The sequence below is a fragment of the Pseudidiomarina sp. PP-1MA genome (assembly GCF_041200125.1).
GTDB classification, from domain to species: Bacteria; Pseudomonadota; Gammaproteobacteria; order Enterobacterales; family Alteromonadaceae; genus Pseudidiomarina; species Pseudidiomarina fusca.
This window is the reverse complement of sequence record NZ_CP165718.1, coordinates 2,318,196-2,337,094: the sequence shown is the minus strand read 5'-3', so window position 1 is coordinate 2,337,094 and position 18,899 is coordinate 2,318,196. Positions and strand designations below refer to the sequence as shown.

Sequence of the window (18,899 nt, the reverse complement as noted above, 5' to 3'; positions counted from 1 at the left end):
AAAACCCGCTTTACCTGACCGGTGTAGCGGGGTTTTTTATAGCTATCATTCTGGCTCGAGATCAGGCTCGAGATCAGGCTCGAGATCAGGCAACGGAGCGCCGATACATGCGCATAAAGTGGCGATGAGTTTGTGCTCTACTGAGGAAACTTTGGCATCAGCATGAATGGTTTCGTACCAACGTTGTACTAAGGTTTGCTTAGCCTGCGGTGACCAACTCTTGCAGGTATTAAGAGCCCGTTCAAGTTGCGTAAAATCGATGGCTTGCTGCTGCTCCGCTGCGGTTAGGGCAGCTACCGTACTATCAAAAGCTTGGTCATTCGCAAGGGTATGCTTGAATTTGCTAGCAGGTAATAAGTGCCGCGCAAGTAACTGATACAGACACCAATGAAATAAATCACCGCCGTTGGCAACGCGTTGGGCCAAGTGCTCTAAATCTTTCACAATATCCAGTTGGCTACTGGTTGAGGCGAGCTGCAGCGCCGGAATCGCAAGTTCAACCAAGGCTAATTGCTGCGCAGCGCTAAGCTCAGCTAGTGGGCTGACTGTGCCAATCACGTTAGCCTCTAGCAACCCCCGAATAAGCTGTGGAGCTTGCTGCGGGCTACGAGCTTGCTCCAGTAGCAACGCCGGTAGGGCTAACTTAGCTAACTGCTCCAGCGCATTAGGGCGCTGTTGCTGCTGTCGTACCTGTTGGGTTTGGCTAAAGTGTTGTTGTGGGCTTGGATACTTACCGTTCCAGTGCGGAGTAAGGCGCTTGATACGTTGCGCTAGTGGTGGATGCGTTGCCATCAAGGTCAACCAAGAACTCAATGCTTGGCCGAAGAATAAATGAGAGGCCTCGTCGGCATTGCTATGTTGCACGCGACTGCCATGCTGGCGCGCGCCAATTTGCTGTAGGGCGCCGGCAAGCGCTTCGGGATTGCGGGTAAATTGCACCGCTGCAGCATCGGCTAAATATTCACGCTGGCGACTCACGGCAGCTTTAATCAACTGCCCGAAGAATACCCCAATGCTGCCTACTACCAGCAGCGCCACACCCACTAAAGGTAGTGCATTTTTATTGTTGCGCCGCGAACTAAAGCGCGACGAACGTAGCAGCATGTAACCCAAGTGGGTTAACGAAAGAATACCGGCTAGGGCGGCAATTAAGCGAATATTGAGCCGCATATCACCATTGAGGATATGGCTGAACTCGTGGGCGACCACTGCTTGCAACTGTTCGCGTGAAAAGGTTTCAACGGCACCACGAGTAAGGCCAATGGCGGCATCTTTGGTTTCGTAGCCAGCGGCAAAGGCATTAATACCGGCTTCGTTGGGGAGTAGATAGACTGCTGGTACCGGTAAGTTGGCGGCGATAGCCATTTCTTCAACCACGTTAAGAACACGTCGTTCTAGTGGGTCGCTGCTATCAGGTGCGAGTTGGATGCCGCCTAAACTTTCAGCCACCACATGCCCGCCAGGACGAAGCTGCAGCCATTTTACGAGGCAAACCAACAAAATCCCCCCAGCAACAACGGCCATAGTAATTATCAGCGGTTGCCAAAAAATCTGGGTGGGGGCGGTGTCACTTACGATCACAGCGCCCGAAAAAATTGCAACGGCGGCCGTGATCAAGCCAATGATTGAGATAAAGGCTAGAAGAAATAACAGCACCAGCAGGCTGGTATTGCGCTTGGCCTGCTGTTGCTGAGCAAAGAAATTCACCATGTTCGCTTACCTAATTTATCCGCAGCTAACATTAAAAGGACACTTTAGGTGCAGCTTGAATCTCGTTACTATCGGCAAACTCAAGTAAGCTGGCATCGTCGCGATGACCAAAAAAGCCGGCAAAGACCACCGGTGGAAAGGATTGTTTGTAGGTGTTGTAGGACATCACGGCATCGTTGAATGCCTGCCGTGCAAAAGCAACCCGATTTTCGGTGCTGGTGAGCTCTTCAGACACTTGCATCATGTTTTGGTTAGCTTTTAAATCTGGGTAAGCCTCCATCACCACATTTAACCGGCCCAAAGCACTCCCTAGGGCGCCTTCGGCTCCACCTAATTGTTGCATGGCTTGATTGTTGGTGAGGTCTTGTTTGGCTTGTGGTAATGCAGCTAAAGCCTGGTTTCTTGCCTGAATCACGGCTTCGAGTGTATCGGCTTCGTGCTTCATGTAGGCCTTAGCTGTTTCCACTAAGTTGGGGATGAGATCGTAACGGCGTTTAAGCTGTACTTCGATCTGCGCAAAGGCATTCTTAAATTGATTACGCAAGCGCACTAGGTTGTTATAGATGCTAATCGCCCAAACGAGTAACAACACTGCAATGATAATAATAATCCAGCCAGTCATGGGTCATCTCCTGCGCCACCTAAGATGGCAATCATAGTTTTTAGAATGAGGTACAGCATCAGGTATCGCACGTTTTAATGCAACATGCTATGCTTTGCCGTTATTCGCAAGCCATTCAATGTAAGCATTCATGACAACAAATAGCATAGCTACCGGCAATTTATTTATCTTAGCGGCTCCTAGTGGGGCCGGTAAATCTAGTTTAATTCGTGCGTTACTAGAGCGCCATAGCCACGATAGTATGCAGGTTTCTGTGTCTTGCACAACGCGAGCTCCACGCCCCGGTGAAGTAGACGGTGAACACTATCATTTTCTTTCTGAGGCTGAATTTAAAGAAAAAATTGCTAACGATGAATTTTATGAATGGGCCCATGTGTTTGGTAATTATTACGGCACTTCACGCGTTTACATTGAACAGACGTTAGCGGAAGGCATTGATGTCTTTCTTGATATCGATTGGCAAGGAGCACGGCAAGTGCGAGAGGCACATCCCCATGCGCAATCTATTTTTATCATCCCGCCTAGCTTAGAGATCTTAGAGCAACGCTTGCGTGGCCGCGGTCAAGATAGCGATGAAGTTATTCGTGGGCGGATGGCAAAAGCGCAAGCAGAGCTATCTCATTACCATGAATTTGACTACCTACTGGTGAATGATAAATTTGCGCAAACGTTGGCTCAATTAGAGCATATTGTGTTTGCGCAGCGCCTTAAGGTAGGATTACAGCAAGTGCGGCATGCCGCAAAACTTAAAGATCTCTTGGCGAATGGCGGGTAAATCCGTATAATTCCTGACCCGTTTTGCACATAGTTGGAGTAATCATGGCTCGCGTAACCGTAGAAGAAGCAGTTGACCGCATTGGCAACAGATTTGATTTAGTGCTAGTAGCAGCACGTCGTGCTCGTCAATTGGCGACTCAAGGTAAAGATTCATTGGTACCTTGGAAGAACAACGAAAAGGCAACCGTGATCGCGTTGCGTGAAATTGAGTCTGGTAAAATTGATGCAGGTCGCCTAGATGCTGCCGAGCGCACTGAAGCCGCGCAAATGGAAGCTGATGAATTGGCAGCCGTTGACGCAGTTCGTGGGCTTGAGTAAATCGGGTGTATTTGTTTGAAGGCCTCAGGCAACAACTGACTGAGTACTTACCACCAGAGCAGGTGGAGCGCACCGCTGCGGCTTATCGATTAGCCGCAGAAGCGCACAAGCCACAAAAACGTAGTAGTGGCGAACCTTACATTACCCATCCAGTAGCTGTGGCTAGCTTATTAGCAGACATGCGCTTGGATCACGAAACCATCATGGCAGCGCTGTTGCATGATGTGATTGAAGACACGCCTTTTACCCAAGAAGATTTGGCTGAACAGTTTGGTAGCACCGTTGCCGAGCTGGTTGAAGGCGTGTCTAAACTAGATAAATTGCAGTTTAATTCAAAAGAAGAGCTGCAAACGGAAAACTATCGCAAGATGATTATGGCGATGGTGCATGATATTCGAGTGATTCTGATTAAATTAGCAGACCGCACTCATAACATGCGTACTATCGGTCATTTACGTCCTGATAAACGGCGTCGTATTGCCCGTGAAACCCTCGAAATTTATGCCCCCTTGGCGCATCGCTTAGGTATTCATGACATCAAAAATGAATTAGAGCTGCTTGGTTTTCATGCGCTGTATCCGTGGCGAGCGCGCTTGCTTGAGTCTCAGGTGAAAATGGCTCGCGGTAATCGCCGCGAGCTGGTGGAACGGGTTCAGCAAGAAATCGAAAAACGCTTACACGATGTGGGTATCAAAGCGCGAGTATTGGGCCGCGAAAAGCATTTGTACAGTATCTACCAAAAGATGCTGCACAAAGAATTACGCTTTGAACAGGTCATGGACATTTATGCATTTCGCGTGATTGTCGATGAAGTTGATACCTGCTATCGCGTGTTAGGTGCCCTGCACAATCTCTACAAGCCCATTGAAACCCGCTTTAAAGATTACATTGCAATCCCTAAATCAAACGGTTATCAGTCGTTACATACGTCGCTGAAGGGGCCTTATGGCATTCCGGTCGAAGTCCAAATTCGAACTGAAGAAATGAACTTGATGGCAGACCGCGGTGTGGCGGCGCATTGGTTATATAAAACTGAAGATAGTAGTGGCACCACGGCACAGGTTCGAGCACGGCGCTGGATGCAGAGCTTACTTGAGTTGCAGCAAAGTACTGGGAATGCGTTTGAGTTTATCGAAAACGTTAAATCTGAGCTGTTTCCAGAAGAAATTTATGTGTTTACTCCCGAGGGGCGCATCATTGAGTTGCCACAAGGGGCAACGCCGGTAGACTTTGCTTACGCAGTGCACACGGATATAGGTAACACTTGTATTGGTGCCAAAGTGAATCACAAAGTGCACTCGCTTTCTAAGCCGTTAGAAACAGGGCAAACCGTTGAAATCAAAACAGCACCAGGCTCACGCCCTAATATTGCTTGGTTGAACTTTGTGGTCACTGGCAAGGCGCGGGCCAAAATCCGTCAGTATTTGAAAGGACAAGAGTTCCGTGAAGCGGAAAATCTTGGCGAACGTCTGTTACGTGCTGCCTTAGGCCCCGTCAATTTTGATGAGATCAGCGCCGCCGAATTTACCCGTGTGCTACACGAAGTGAAGTTAGAGTCTAAAGAGCAACTGCTGCGCGAAATCGGTTTAGGCAATATGATGTCGATTGCGATTGCCAAGCGTCTATTGGGTGAATTAGCACAGCTGAAAGATGATGGTAGCGCCAGCCCTGTTCGTAGTACGCTAGCTATTCGCGGTGCCGAAGGCTTGTTGATGAGCTTTGCGAAGTGTTGTCGGCCGATACCGGGTGATGAGATTATTGCCCACGTCAGCCCAGGTAAGGGCTTGGTAGTACACCGGCGAGAATGTAAAAACGTGCGTGGTTTTGAAGATGAGCCTGGACGCTACTTCCCCGTGCAGTGGGAAGCCAACCCGGACGGAGAATTTATTACCGAAGTGCGGGTAGAGGTGATTAATCATCAAGGTGTGTTAGCTAAGCTAACGACAGCTATTGCTGCTGCTGGATGTAATATTCATGGCCTAAAAACCGAAGAGCTCGATGCTAATATTTACTATATTGATGTGGCTCTTACCGTACGAGATCGAACTCAACTAGCCAACGTGCTGCGACATATCCGAAAGATGCCCGATGTGCAACGCGTGTGGCGACTGCGCAAATAATCCCCTTAGTTATCTATTATTACCCCAATTAACAGAACTTACTTTTTAGGAACAACTATGTCGAAAGTTATTATCAGTACCGATAATGCTCCAGCCGCAATTGGTACCTACTCACAAGCAGTAAAAATTGGCACTACCGTGTATTTATCTGGTCAAATCCCATTAGTGCCGAGCACTATGACGGTGATTAGCGAAGATTTTCGTGAACAAGCGGTGCAAGTGTTCAAGAATCTTGCGGCAGTTTGTGAAGCTGCCGGTGGTGAACTGCAGGATATGGTGAAAGTACAAATTTATTTAACCGATTTAAGTCATTTTGCTGTGGTGAATGAAGTGATGGCTGAGTTCTTCCAAGCGCCGTACCCCGCTCGCGCAGCGATTGGAGTACGGGCATTACCCAAAAATGTACAGATTGAAATTGATGGTGTGATGGAACTGCCTAGTACTAACTAGGCAGTTGCTGTATTACTGGCGCGGCTCTCTAGGGGTTTGCGCCAGATGATCATCGCTAAGGATACTCCCCCTAAAATAAAGCAGTAGCCGGTATGCAAGCTCACTTCTAACGGCGATAAACCAAAACTAGCCCCCATCAATAAGGCTTGTGCGCCGTAAGGCAAAGCACCTTGTACCACACAGGCAAAAATATCCAGTAGGCTGGCGCTTTGTCGTGGAGCTAGATCGCCTTCTTCAGCCAGACGTTTACTCACTTCGCCACTTAATAAAATGGTGACTGTATTATTAGCTACAGCAAAGTTTGTTAGCGCGGTTAAGCCTGCCACACCAAAGGCCGCCCGTTGTTGTTTGTGCTTGAATAGACGTTTGGTGACTGTGCCTACGGCATCCGCAAGAAATTGTAGGCCACCTTGCTGGCGGATCAGCGCACTCAAGCCGCCAATTAGCAGTGACAGCAAGAAGATTTCTTGCATGCTGGTAAAGCCTTGGTAGATATCTTTGCTAAAGGCAACCCATTGATAATCAACCGTGGCCATGCCGAACGCAGCAGCTAAAATGATACCCAGGGTCAGCACAGCAAACACATTTAAGCCGAGCACGGCAAGCACAATAATAAAAAAGTACGGCAAGGCTAGCCACAGGTTAGCCTCTGGTATTTTCGGAGGGACTGCACCGGTATCGTAGGTAAATAGCCAAATCAGCGTAATGGCAGCAGCTGGCAAAGCAATTTTTAGATTAGCTTTGAACTTGTCGCTCATGGCGCAGCCTTGGGTACGTGTAGCTGCGATAGTCGTGTCTGAAATAAATGACAAGTTATCCCCGAACATGGATCCGCTGACCAACACCCCAGCCAATAACGCTAAGTCGATATCAGCGGCCTGACCGAGGCCCAGAGCGACAGGAGCTAGCGCAGCTAGGGTGCCCATCGAGGTACCCATAGCGGTAGACACCACAGCGGCAATAATAAATAAGCCTGGCAGCAAGAACTGCGGTGGAATCACGTTTAAACCCAAGGCCACCATGGCATCGACGCCACCGGTCGCCGCTGCTACCGTAGAAAATGCTCCGGCTAATAAATAAATCATGCACATGGTGACGATATTGCGCTCGCCGACACCCGCCACGAAAGTATTGATACGTTCTTCAAAGGCTTGTTTGCTGAGTAGTACTGCTAAAATAATAGCGGGCAGAATAGCAACGGGACTATTAAGCTGATAGAAGGCGTAGTCGACCCCAGTCACTTGAAAGTAGACACCTACACCTAAAAACAGCGAAAGAAAGAGCAGTAAGGGTAAAAGTGCTTTGGCACTAGCGGGTTGATTCATCGTTTTTCCTGCGCAGTGTTATTGTTGTTTTAGACGTCCAGAAGTTTATATGTCTTATGTTGACGTTGCAAGCTTTGCCTATTCGTCATACCTTTAATTGATGTTGTACACAGAACCACAAAGGAAGTCTATGAGCCCTGATGATCTACATTTACAGTTACGTAATCTAAAAGATGAGGATTACCCTCAGTTAAAACCGTTAATGGACAAGGTGTATCCAGACATTGGCGGGGCTTGGGGTGAGGCTACCATTCGGAAATTAATCAAAGAATTTCCTGAAGGTCAGATCTGCTTAGAAGATGGCGGCCAGTTGGTTGGTGTAGCGTTAACCGTGCGAGTTAAATACGCTCGTTTTAGTAATCCCCATACCTACGATGATTTAATGGATGCGCGCGAGAATATTCTCAATGATCGTAAAGGTGATGCGCTCTATGGCCTGGATGTACTGATTCATCCGGATTATCGTGGCTATCGTTTAGGTCGGCGTTTGTACGATGCGCGTAAAGAACTTTGCCGCCAGCTTAATCTGAAGGCCATTTTAGCGGGTGGTCGCATAGTTAACTTTCACAAATATGCTGATGAGCTGAGCCCTGGGCAATACATTGAAGGGGTGCATCGGCGCGAAATTTATGACCCTATTTTAACCTTTCAGTTAGCTAACGATTTCACCGTAAAACGTTTGTTAGGTAAGTACCTCCCAGAGGATAAGCGTTCGGCTGGTTTTGCCACGCTCCTGGAATGGAATAACTTTTTGTACGAGCCATCGGATAATATTCTAGGTAGCCGCATCCGTAATGTCCGGGTTGGGGCCGTGCAGTGGCAAATGCGCTCAGTGGAATCGGTAGAAGAGATGCTGCGCCAGGTCGAATACTTTGTCGATGCTATGTCGAGCTATCAAAGTGATTTTGCGGTGTTTCCAGAATTTTTTAATGCACCGCTGATGGGGCTGACAGATCAGAGCCAGCAGAAAGATGCGATCCGGTTTTTAGCTAGCTTTACCGAACGTTTTAAACGTGAAATGTCACAGATGGCGGTCAGTTACAACGTCAATATCATTACTGGCTCGATGCCACTCGATGAAGATGACGTGATTTATAACGTGTCTTATTTGTGTCGCCGCGACGGTACCGTTGAAGAGCAACGAAAAATACATGTCACCCCTCACGAAAAGCGTGACTGGGTGATTGAGGGCGGCGACGTGGTTAAAGTGTTTGACACCGATGCCGGCCGCGTGGGCATTTTAATTTGCTACGACGTGGAGTTTCCTGAATTGGGTCGACTGATGGCGGCCGAAGGTTTAGAAGTGTTGTTTGTGCCGTTTTGGACAGATACCCGCAATGCCTATCTGCGTGTGCGTCACTGCGCCCAAGCCCGCGCGGTTGAAAACGAGTGTTATGTGGTGACCTGTGGCAGCGTGGGTAACTTACCGCAAGTAGAAAGTCTGGATGTGCAGTACGCCCAGTCTGCGGTGTTCTCACCGTCAGACTTTGCCTTTCCGTACGATGCTATTTTAGCGGAAACCACGCCAAACACTGAGCAACTTATTTTCTCGGATCTAAACTTAGACGAATTACGTTATTTACATCATGAAGGCTCGGTCACGAACCTGAAAGATCGTCGTACCGATATTTACGAAGTTACCCGTAAGTGGTAACTCTATAAAAATAAAAGACAGAACAACAAGGACAACTTATGCCAGTAAAACTACTAAAGCCGGCTGATGAAGCCTACCAATATCCGTTACTGATAAAGCAGTTATTACTCTCAAGCGAGCGCTACGGCGCTAATAACGAGATCGTTGGCGGTAATAATGGCAAGCGTTACAGTTATGCTGAGTTTAATCAGCGCGTGCAACGCCTCGCTAATATGCTGACCGAGCAAGGAGTGAAGCAAGGTGATGTGGTGGCGGTGTTGGATTGGGATACACCGCGCTATCTTGAGTGCTTTTTCGCTATTCCCATGCTTGGCGCTGTGTTGCATACGGTGAACGTGCGCTTAGCCCCCGAGCAAATTGTCTACACCATGAATCATGCCGAGGATAAAGTGGTGTTGGCGCACGATGACTTCTTGCCGTTGTTAGCGAAAGTAAAACATGAGCTGGTAACCGTCGAAAAATACATCCAGCTAAGTGATAGCGATACTCCAGCGGAGCCTGCGCTGGCCACCGTGGGTGAATATGAGCGTTTATTAGCAGCTGCGTTGCCAGAATTTGACTTCCCTGATTTTGACGAAAACGCTATTGCCACAACGTTTTACACCACCGGCACCACTGGTAACCCGAAAGGGGTGTATTTCTCTCATCGGCAATTGGTGCTGCACACGCTCACGTTAGCAGCCACAACTAGCATGAATGACAATATGCAGTTGATGCAGGCCAGCAGTGTGTACATGCCAATCACTCCAATGTTTCACGTGCATGCTTGGGGTGTGCCTTACGTCGCCACCATGATGGGGCTCAAGCAAGTGTATCCTGGTCGTTACGAACCAGCGACTTTGTTGCAGTTATTTGTACGAGAAAAAGTGACCTTCTCGCACTGTGTGCCGACCATTTTACAGATGGTACTGAGTAGTGAAAAAGCTCAAGCGATTGATTTTAGCGGCTGGCAGGTGTTAATTGGAGGCAGTGCGCTAACGGCGGGCTTAGCTGATGCCGCCCTCGCACGCGGCATTCAGGTCTATACCGGCTACGGTATGTCCGAAACCTGTCCACTGTTGAGTACCACTTGGTTGCCGCTTGAGGCCTCGGAGTTTGATCAGCAGCGCCAAGTACAAGAGCGAATCAAAACCGGGCGCCCAGTGCCACTGGTAAATATGCGTATTATTGATAATAACGGTCGTTTTTTACCTCATGATGGTGAAGCTATGGGTGAGGTTGTGGTGCGCACACCATGGCTCACTCAGGGCTATCTAAACGAGCCAGAAAAAAGTGCTGAGTTGTGGGCTAATGGCTGGATGCATACAGGCGATGTTGGCACCATTGATAGTAACTACACCCTGCAAATTCGTGACCGTATAAAAGATGTGATTAAAACGGGCGGCGAATGGATTTCCTCGTTAGATCTGGAAAACCTCATCAGTCAGCATCCTGACATTGAACTGACAGCTGTGGTTGGACTACCTGATACAGAGTGGGGTGAGCGTCCTCATGCCATGCTTACAGTGAAAGCTGATGCTGCCGTTGATCGCGAGCAAGTTGCTGATCATTTACAGCAGTTTATTGAGGCCGGCTTGATTGAAAAATGGGCGATTCCTGATTCGGTCACCGTGGTTGCGGAGATTCCTCGCACCAGCGTTGGTAAAATCGATAAAAAACTGATTCGCAAGCAGCTGCAAGCAGCAAACTAGCGGGCATCTTTTAGTTGTAGCTACCCACAAAAAAGGCCCGTAATGGGCCTTTTTTATCAGGGCGGCTATGCTAGCACCGAGATCGTTAAGGTAATTTAGCGTAATCAATAGCCCAGTTGACATAAAGTTCAGTACCGGTTTTAAGCGCACGCTCATCAGCATAAAAGAAGGGTGAATGGTTGCTTGGCGCCGTAGCAGGATCTTGATCTTCTGGAGTTATCCCCAAAAATACAAATAATCCTGGCACCTCTAGTGCATAAAATGAGAAATCTTCTGCACCAGTTACTAATGCATTCACGTTTACCTTATCGGCTCCTGCTACCTTGTGCATGGTAGGCAGCATGGCACGGGTTAATTCTGGATTGTTAATGGTAACTGGGTAGCCCTCATCAATATGCACATGCGCCTCAGCGCCACTGGCTTGTGCGGTATGCTCAGCAGTCGTTTTTAAGTTAGCAAAAATTTGCGCACGGTTATCCATATCAAAGTTACGGATAGTCCCTTCGAGATAGACCTCATCGGGGATGATATTGTTGCGGACACCGCCCTCAACAATACCAAAGCTCACTACCGCTGGCGCCTTGGTAATATCGACCTGACGGCTAACAATGGCTTGGGTGTTATTAATAATCTGGCCCGCCGCCACAATCGGGTCCACGCCTCCCCATGGCCGTGAACCATGAGTTTGTTGGCCTTTGACGGTTATTTCAAAGCGGTCTGACGAGGCCATCAGTGGGCCTTCGCGATAACCAATGTGACCAGTGTGTCCCGCTGACCACACATGAATACCAAACACGGCTTCAGGTTGATACTGTTTGAATAACCCTTCTTTAAGCATCAACTCAGCACCACCTTCTTCACCTGCAGGAGCACCTTCTTCGGCCGGTTGAAAAATAAACACCACATTGCCAGCTAATTGCTCGCGCAGTTCGGTGAGTTGTTGGGCTGCACCCATCAACATAGCCACATGCAAATCATGACCACAGGCATGCATAACCCCGACTTCTTTACCGCGATACTCGGCTACTGCAGTGGATTTAAAAGCAACATCGGTTTGCTCAACCACGGGAAGAGCATCCATATCGGCCCGCAAGGCAATGGTTGGGCCTGGCTTAGCACCTTTGAGCAGGGCCACGACGCCGGTATGTGCTACCCCTGTCTGCACTTCTAAACCAAGGCTCTGCAAGTGCTCCGTAATGACTTTTGCGGTACGAAATTCACGATTACTTAATTCAGGGTGTTGATGCAAATCACGTCGCCATTCGATCACTTGCTGCTCTAAGGATGACGAAATTTGCACCGGTTCAGCGGCCTGCGTTGGGCTGATAGCCCAGCAGCTCGTGGCTAAGGTGGTGGCAATGACAGCTTTATTTAACATGGACATACGCATAGGGAGTTCCTTGCAATTAGGTAGCAGAGATAAGCAAGCCTAGATCAGGTTGGGGGGGTAAGTCTAGAAAGTGTTCATATTCTGGCCATGGTGCGGTGATGCTGAACTGCTGTTGTTGATAGCAGAACTGCAATTGCCAAGCATGCAAATGCAGGTGCTGCGCCGCTTCACCGCCGTAACGCTGGTCGCCACAAATCGGCGTCCCCAAACTCTTCAGTGCGACTCTAAGTTGATGGGTTTTGCCGGTGCTTGGCTTGAGCACATAATAGCGGTAGCCAGGTTTTAGTGCGTGACTAATAAAACGGGTGCGGGCTGGATTATTTTGTGTACGCAACAGGCGCCAGTTGCCACGTCGTACTTTATCCATGTCGCCACAGATCAGTCCTTGTTTTTTACTGGGCTTACCAGCCGCTACCGCAAGGTAATATTTGTGTATTTGGCGTTCGGCAAAGAGGCCACTCAAGGTGGCTGCCGCAGCCTGATTACGAGCCACCAGCAGCGCCCCAGAAGTTGGGGTATCTAAGCGATGCACTGGCCACAATTGTTGCTGCAACTGTTGCCCGAGTTGATGTACCACGCTTGCTTGTTGTTGGTTGGCATGCATGGGCGCTCCGGCGGGCTTATTCAGCACGTAGAAATCGGGGTGGCTAAAAACTAGGGTTAACTCATGCATGCCGTTATACTTGCCTGGTGCGGACTGCCACTGCGGCCCTTTATACTTGGTGTTAAATTCATTATTGTAGCTAATTATTTGAAAGCGGAAGTCAGATCTTGGAATTTACCATGACTAGCGAGCGTTTGGCTCGGATAAATCAATTACTTGATCAGCGCCAAGCTGATTTAACGCTCTGCTTAGAGAGTGTGCATAAAAATCACAATCTGTCAGCACTGATTCGTTCCGCTGATGCGGTAGGGATACATGAGGTTCATGCCATTTGGTACGGCCCGCGTTTGCGGGTACGGGCGGGGGCTGCGGTAGGCACCAATAAATGGGTTAAGGTGCACAACCATGACGGGTTGCCAAGTGCCATTGAGCAGTTAAAAGCGGAAAAAAAACAAATCATAGTGACTAACTTGTCGCCCCAAGCGGTCGATTTTAGGGCCATTGATTATACCAAGCCAACGGCCATTATTTTGGGACAAGAGCGTCGCGGAGTTACGCCAGAAGCGATTGCTGCGGCAGACCATCAAGTGATGGTGCCTATGGTCGGGATGGCGGAGTCGCTGAATGTTTCCGTGGCAGCGGCTGTGATTTTATACGAAGCACAACGCCAACGTGCGGCAGTTGGGCGCTATCAACAACCTTCATTGCCACAAGCAGAGCGGCAGCGGGTGCTGTTTGAGGGTGGCCACCCTATTTTCGCGCGGCTTTGTCGACTCAATGATATTCCTTATCCGGCAGTGGGCGAGCAAGGTGAAATTCTTGCTGATGAGCAGTGGTGGCAACGGATTCGGAGCGCTAAAAGATGAGTTTAAGCAGCTTGCACCTCATCCCGCTGAGCAATCTGAAGGGGGTTGGGCCGAAACTACAAACTAAATTAGAAAAACTAGGCCTGATGAATGTGCAAGATGTGCTCCTGCATTTACCCTTGCGCTACGAAGACAGATCACGGATTTATCCGATTGCAGCGCTGCAACAGGGCACCACCGCCACGGTGGTAGCGGAAGTGATAAAAGCTGAGATTACCTACGGCCGCAAGCGCATGCTCAAGGTGCGAGTAAAAGATACGAGCGGCGTGTTAACCGCGGTTTTTTTTCAGTTTAGTGCAGCCCAGCTGAAACAGTTTGAACAAGGCACTAGGTTACAGCTTTTTGGTGAAGTAAAACGAGGCCTGCAGGGCCCCGATATGATTCATCCAGAGTATAAAATAATAGAAGGGCAAGTGCCCATCCTAGCTGAGCAGTCTTTAACCCCCGTCTACCCAGCGACAGAAGGGGTTCAACAAGCCACGTTAAGAAAGCTATCTGAGCAAGCGCTTACTTATCTAAATGAGCAGGCACTGCCTGAATTGCTGCCAGAATCTCTGCAGCCAGGTGGAATTTCGTTGGCAGCCGCCCTACGGGTTCTACATCGCCCTCCCTTGGACGTTAGTTTAAGCCAATTAGCAGAGGGTACACACCCTGCTCAGGTGAGGCTGGCAGCGGAAGAGTTATTGGCACATCAGCTCAGTTTATTGAAACTAAGAGCACTAAAGCAGGCTCATCAAGCTCGAGCGTTAGCCGTGAATCCTGTCTTGCAGCAGCAATTTCTACAGCAATTACCCTTTGCACCGACGGCTGCACAGCAGCGCGTGGTTGGCGAAATACAAGCGGATTTGGCGTTGTCACAACCGATGATGCGCTTAGTACAAGGAGACGTGGGTTCAGGCAAGACCTTGGTCGCTGCTTTAAGCGCACTGACGGCTATAGGGCAAGGTTTTCAGGTGGCTTTGATGGCCCCAACGGAGATTTTGGCTGAGCAGCATGCGCTTACTTTTCGACAGTGGTTTGAGCCCCTCGGTATTGCTGTGGGCTGGTTAGCGGGCAAACAGAAAGCCAAAGAGCGGCAACAAAACTTAGCCGCAATAGCCGCCGGTGAGGTGCAACTGGTGGTGGGCACCCATGCGTTATTTCAGAGCGAAGTGACCTACGCCAATTTGGTATTGGTTATTATTGACGAACAGCATAGGTTTGGCGTGCACCAGCGCCTAGAACTGCGGCAAAAGGGGATTGATCAGGGTTTTCAGCCACATCAGCTCATCATGACCGCAACCCCTATTCCGCGAACCTTGGCGATGACTGCCTACGCCGACTTAGCGACCTCCATTATTGATGAGCTGCCGCCAGGACGGACACCAGTAACCACGGTTGCGATTCCTGATACCCGTCGTGAGCAAGTGATCCAGCGAGTAGAACATGTCTGTACTGAACAAGGGCGACAAGCATACTGGGTGTGCACCTTAATTGAAGAATCCGAGGCGCTGCAATGCCAAGCCGCTGAGGATACCGCCACGCAACTGGCAGCAGCTCTACCACAACTGCGCATTGGCTTAGTGCATGGGCGCTTAAAAAGTGCCGAAAAAGAAGCGGTGATGAGTGCTTTTAAGGCCCACGAACTCGATTTACTGGTGGCAACGACAGTGATTGAGGTTGGGGTAGATGTGCCCAATGCTAGTTTAATGATTATTGAAAATCCAGAGCGCTTGGGGCTGGCTCAGTTACATCAGTTACGTGGTCGAGTAGGGCGGGGGGCAGCGGCGAGTCACTGTGTGCTGTTGTACCATGCTCCGTTATCGAAAACTGCTACACAGCGGCTAGGCGTATTGCGCGACAGTACCGATGGTTTTGTCATAGCCCAGCGTGATTTGGAGTTACGTGGGCCAGGTGAATTGCTTGGGCAGCGACAAACCGGCTTAACCGAAATGAAAGTAGCCGACCTCATGAAACATAGTTATTTACTTGATCAAGTTCAGCACTTGGCAAGCCAAATCTGGCACCATTACCCGCACACTGCTGATGCACTGATACAGCGGTGGTTACCACGACGGGATCACTACGCCCAAGCATGATTTCGTAGTACACTAGGGCGCAGCGACAGAAAAAGGTTTAAAGATGAAAGATAACCAGCAAGACACCATAGATTTTGGCTATAAACAAGTTGCCAAAACAGAAAAGCAAAACTTAGTGGCCAATGTGTTTAACTCAGTGGCGCAAAAATACGATGTGATGAACGATTTAATGTCGTTCGGTATCCACCGCTTATGGAAGCGCTACACCATTGATTGCAGCGGTGTTCGGACGGGCATGAAAGTGTTAGATATTGCTGGTGGTACCGGCGATTTAACCGCTGCCTTCGCGCGTCGAGTAGGCCCTACAGGCGAAGTGGTGTTGGCAGATATCAACGATGCCATGTTAGAAGTAGGGCGCGACAAGCTGCGTAACCGCGGCATTGTTGGCAACGTGAGTTATGTGCAAGCCAATGCTGAAGAACTTCCTTTTGCTGATGATAGTTTTGACATCATTACGATTGCTTTTGGTTTACGTAATGTCACCGATAAGCAGAAGGCCTTAGAGTCGATGTTTAGAGTGTTGAAGCCGGGCGGTCGCTTGCTGGTATTAGAATTCTCGAAACCGGTACAACCTTTGTTAAATCAAGCCTACGATTTTTACTCATTCAATGTGTTGCCGAAGATGGGCCAGTTGGTGGCCGGTGATGCTGAAAGCTATCAGTACTTGGCTGAATCGATCCGGATGCATCCAGACCAAGAAACGCTCAAAGGCATGATGGAAACCGCAGGCTACGATCAGGTCACGTTTGATAATTTAACCGGCGGCATTGTAGCACTGCATCGTGGGTTTAAATTCTAATGCTGTGGACTGTATTGCCAACCAGTGCTGCAGAGGCTTTGGCTAATCATTTACTTAGCTTAGACAGTGCTAGCTCAGCGCGGTTGCAGAAGGTGGCAGGTAAACGTTTGCGAGTAACCCTCACTGAACTCGGAAAACCCCTTACGTTGCAGGCGAGTGAGCAAGGTGTACTGTTGAGCTGGGTCGATGCTGATAGCGTCGATTGTCATATTATCACGCGCTTGGCGGTTCTCCCTGAGTTGCAAGATAGTGCCAATATCACTCGCTTGATTAAAGCCGACGCTTTAGATATCGAGGGTGATCCTATGCTGGCGCAACAATTCAGTCAGCTGTTTGTAGCCCTAGATATTGATTGGGAAGAGCAATTGAGCCGGCGTATAGGTGACGTCCCAGCGCATTTTGTCAGCCAGGCATTTAGGCGCAGCCAACAATGGCTTCAGCAACGGTTAGCAGAGCAGCAACAGTGGCTAGCGGATGTCCTTATTGAAGAAAAACATATTTTAGTTGGCTCCCAGCAAATGGCGGAGTTTAAACAGCAGGTGCAGCAATTACGTGCGCAAGTAGATAAGCTAGAGCGAGCGTTAAAAACAAGGTAGGGATTGTGAGTACTCGACTAAAACGCCTGTATAAGATCACCCAAACCATGCTCAGCTATGGTTTAGACGAAATCATTCCTGCCCATTGGTTGCCTTGGTCGGTGCGTTTGGGACGGCATTTGTTGTTTTGGATTCCGAACAAGCACAAACAGCAACCTGCTGGAGTACGCCTTCGATTAGCGCTAGAGTCACTAGGGCCGGTGTGGGTCAAGTTTGGACAAATGCTGTCCACCCGTCGCGATTTGTTGCCGCCTGATATCGCCGATGAATTGGCCGTGTTGCAAGATAAAGTTAAAGCTTTTGATGGCCAACAGGCGCAACGGCTGATTGAAAAAGCACTTGAGCTAGAAAATATTCATGACGCTTTTGACGATTTTATGGTGCAGCCGTTAGCATCGGCATCCATTGCACAAGTTCATACCGCCACCCTAAAACATGGTGATGATGCGGGTACTGAGGTTGTCATCAAGGTGATTCGACCTGATATCCGACCGACCATTGATGCGGATTTACGGTTAATGGAAACCTTGGCTTCCGTATTAGCGCGACATCTGCCAGATGGGCGGCGTTTGAAGCCGCGCGAAGTGGTAAAAGAGTACCGTAAAACCTTAATCGATGAGTTGGATTTATTGCGTGAAGCAGCCAACGCAATTCAGCTGAAACGTAATTTTGCGGACTCGAAATTATTGTATATTCCGACTGTGTTCAGTGATTACAGTCGCCCGAACGTGATGGTCATGGAACGCATAGACGGCATCCCGGTGAGTGATGTTGATACCCTGATGGCTATGGGCGTGGATATGAAAAAACTCGCTGAACGCGGCGTTGAGGTGTTCTTTACGCAAGTGTTCCGCGACAGTTTCTTTCATGCCGATATGCATCCAGGCAATATTTTTGTGTCACGTCAGCACCCCGACGACCCTCAGTACCTAGGTATTGATTTTGGTATTGTCGGCACGCTTAATCGTGAAGATAAGCGTTATTTGGCCGAGAACTTTTTGGCGTTTTTCAATCGCGATTACCGCAAGGTGGCCGAGCTACATATTGACTCGGGTTGGGTGCCAAAGCACGTGAATGTGGAAGAGTTTGAAAGTGCCATTCGAACCGTGTGCGAACCTATTTTCAATAAGCCCCTAGCTGAGATTTCGTTTGGTAACGTCTTGGTTAATTTGTTCAATACCGCCCGCCGCTTTGAAATGGAAGTACAACCGCAGTTGGTGTTACTGCAGAAGACCTTGCTTTATGTGGAAGGTTTAGGGCGTACTTTGTATCCACAACTCGATTTATGGAAAACAGCAAAACCGTTCCTAGAACGTTGGATGCATGAGCAGTTGGGCTGGCGCGCAGTGATACGCTCGGTAAAAGAAAATGCACCTTTTTGGGCAGAAAAGCTGCCAGAAATGCCGACCTTGCTTTATGATTACTTAAATACTCAACGGCATCAGGCGGATTATCAACAACGTATGATGTTGCAATTGGCCGAGCAACAACGCCAACATGCACAACAAGTATGGTGGGGAATGATTACCGCAGCCATGCTGGTCAGTACCACCTTATTGGTGGTGGCTAAGGTCGCTTGGTTTTATCCTGCCGCTACTGGCGCTGCAGCACTCGTCGGTGCTTGGCTAAGTTGGCGACGCAAACGTTCATCGTAAGAGGCAAAGGCAAAGATATGGGAATTGGAATTTGGCAAGCGCTGATTGTGTTACTGATTATTGTGCTGTTATTTGGCACCAAGCGTTTGCGCAACATTGGTAGTGATTTAGGCTCAGCCATTAAAGGTTTCAAAAAGTCAGTGAATGACGATAGCGAGACTAAACCGCAAGAAAAAACCAACGATCAGGTTGAACATCAGCAGCAATCTGAAGCTACGCGTACCGACCACAAAGACCAGTAGAC

General features: G+C 48.9%; 17 protein-coding genes. 12 read left to right on the top strand and 5 right to left on the bottom strand.

The window, feature by feature from the left end:
- Positions 1-45 precede the first annotated feature (45 nt).
- Both AB8S08_RS11045 and AB8S08_RS11040 read right to left on the bottom strand, forming a co-directional pair.
- Complete coding sequence (locus tag AB8S08_RS11045) at positions 46-1,710, bottom strand: M48 family metallopeptidase (RefSeq protein WP_369742757.1); 1,665 nt, start codon at positions 1,708-1,710, stop codon at positions 46-48.
- Positions 1,711-1,741: 31 nt separating this feature from the next.
- Complete coding sequence (locus AB8S08_RS11040; protein ID WP_369742756.1) at positions 1,742-2,332, bottom strand: LemA family protein; 591 nt, start codon at positions 2,330-2,332, stop codon at positions 1,742-1,744.
- Positions 2,333-2,462: 130 nt separating this feature from the next.
- On the opposite strand from AB8S08_RS11040, the gene gmk reads away from it, so the two are divergent.
- Genes gmk through AB8S08_RS11020 form a run of 4 tightly spaced genes read left to right on the top strand, consistent with a single transcriptional unit; the run spans position 2,463 to position 5,997 of the window.
- Positions 2,463-3,107, top strand: coding sequence for a guanylate kinase (gene gmk, locus AB8S08_RS11035; protein WP_110075535.1), 645 nt, complete (start codon positions 2,463-2,465; stop codon positions 3,105-3,107).
- Between the two features lie 44 nt (positions 3,108-3,151).
- The gene (gene rpoZ / locus AB8S08_RS11030; protein WP_110075534.1) at positions 3,152-3,427 is read left to right on the top strand and encodes a DNA-directed RNA polymerase subunit omega; all 276 of its coding nucleotides are present in this window, start codon (positions 3,152-3,154) and stop codon (positions 3,425-3,427) included.
- 5 nt (positions 3,428-3,432) lie between these two features.
- Positions 3,433-5,547 (top strand): bifunctional GTP diphosphokinase/guanosine-3',5'-bis pyrophosphate 3'-pyrophosphohydrolase, encoded by a 2,115-nt coding sequence (spoT, locus tag AB8S08_RS11025; RefSeq protein ID WP_110075533.1) that lies wholly within the window; start codon positions 3,433-3,435, stop codon positions 5,545-5,547.
- 57 nt (positions 5,548-5,604) lie between these two features.
- Positions 5,605-5,997 carry a RidA family protein gene (locus AB8S08_RS11020; RefSeq protein WP_110075532.1) on the top strand — a complete coding sequence of 131 codons (393 nt, stop codon included), beginning with the start codon at positions 5,605-5,607 and terminating at the stop codon, positions 5,995-5,997.
- On the opposite strand, the gene AB8S08_RS11015 is transcribed toward AB8S08_RS11020, so the two are convergent.
- Entirely contained in the window at positions 5,994-7,322 is a 1,329-nt protein-coding gene (locus tag AB8S08_RS11015) for a Na+/H+ antiporter NhaC family protein (RefSeq protein WP_369742755.1), read from the bottom strand. The genes AB8S08_RS11020 and AB8S08_RS11015 overlap by 4 nt on opposite strands.
- A gap of 130 nt (positions 7,323-7,452) precedes the next feature.
- On the opposite strand from AB8S08_RS11015, the gene AB8S08_RS11010 reads away from it, so the two are divergent.
- Together AB8S08_RS11010 and AB8S08_RS11005 are read left to right on the top strand one after the other, a co-directional pair.
- A complete protein-coding gene (locus AB8S08_RS11010; RefSeq protein ID WP_110075530.1) occupies positions 7,453-8,976 on the top strand; it encodes a bifunctional GNAT family N-acetyltransferase/carbon-nitrogen hydrolase family protein in 1,524 nt (507 codons plus the stop codon).
- A gap of 38 nt (positions 8,977-9,014) precedes the next feature.
- Entirely contained in the window at positions 9,015-10,667 is a 1,653-nt protein-coding gene (locus tag AB8S08_RS11005) for a fatty acid--CoA ligase (RefSeq protein WP_369742754.1), read from the top strand.
- Positions 10,668-10,752: 85 nt separating this feature from the next.
- Here the strand turns inward: AB8S08_RS11005 and AB8S08_RS11000 are convergent, their stop codons facing one another.
- Positions 10,753-12,051 carry an amidohydrolase gene (locus AB8S08_RS11000; RefSeq protein WP_369744202.1) on the bottom strand — a complete coding sequence of 433 codons (1,299 nt, stop codon included), beginning with the start codon at positions 12,049-12,051 and terminating at the stop codon, positions 10,753-10,755.
- Positions 12,052-12,073: 22 nt separating this feature from the next.
- Positions 12,074-12,730 carry a TIGR01621 family pseudouridine synthase gene (locus AB8S08_RS10995; protein WP_369742753.1) on the bottom strand — a complete coding sequence of 219 codons (657 nt, stop codon included), beginning with the start codon at positions 12,728-12,730 and terminating at the stop codon, positions 12,074-12,076.
- Between the two features lie 110 nt (positions 12,731-12,840).
- Here AB8S08_RS10995 and trmH point away from each other — a divergent pair, with 110 nt between their 5' ends.
- Genes trmH through tatA form a run of 6 tightly spaced genes read left to right on the top strand, consistent with a single transcriptional unit; the run spans position 12,841 to position 18,897 of the window.
- Complete coding sequence (gene trmH / locus AB8S08_RS10990) at positions 12,841-13,527, top strand: tRNA (guanosine(18)-2'-O)-methyltransferase TrmH (protein ID WP_110075526.1); 687 nt, start codon at positions 12,841-12,843, stop codon at positions 13,525-13,527.
- On the top strand, positions 13,524-15,605 hold the full coding sequence (gene recG / locus AB8S08_RS10985) for an ATP-dependent DNA helicase RecG (RefSeq protein ID WP_110075525.1): 2,082 nt from the start codon (positions 13,524-13,526) through the stop codon (positions 15,603-15,605). Before trmH ends, recG begins: the two co-directional genes overlap by 4 nt.
- Positions 15,606-15,648: 43 nt before the next feature.
- Complete coding sequence (ubiE, locus tag AB8S08_RS10980; protein WP_110075524.1) at positions 15,649-16,404, top strand: bifunctional demethylmenaquinone methyltransferase/2-methoxy-6-polyprenyl-1,4-benzoquinol methylase UbiE; 756 nt, start codon at positions 15,649-15,651, stop codon at positions 16,402-16,404.
- Complete coding sequence (locus AB8S08_RS10975) at positions 16,404-17,000, top strand: SCP2 domain-containing protein (RefSeq protein WP_369742752.1); 597 nt, start codon at positions 16,404-16,406, stop codon at positions 16,998-17,000. The genes ubiE and AB8S08_RS10975 overlap by 1 nt, the downstream gene beginning before the upstream one ends.
- A 47-nt stretch (positions 17,001-17,047) precedes the next feature.
- A complete protein-coding gene (ubiB, locus tag AB8S08_RS10970; RefSeq protein WP_369744201.1) occupies positions 17,048-18,655 on the top strand; it encodes a ubiquinone biosynthesis regulatory protein kinase UbiB in 1,608 nt (535 codons plus the stop codon).
- A gap of 17 nt (positions 18,656-18,672) precedes the next feature.
- A complete protein-coding gene (tatA, locus tag AB8S08_RS10965; protein WP_110075522.1) occupies positions 18,673-18,897 on the top strand; it encodes a Sec-independent protein translocase subunit TatA in 225 nt (74 codons plus the stop codon).
- The last annotated feature ends 2 nt before the right edge of the window (positions 18,898-18,899 follow it).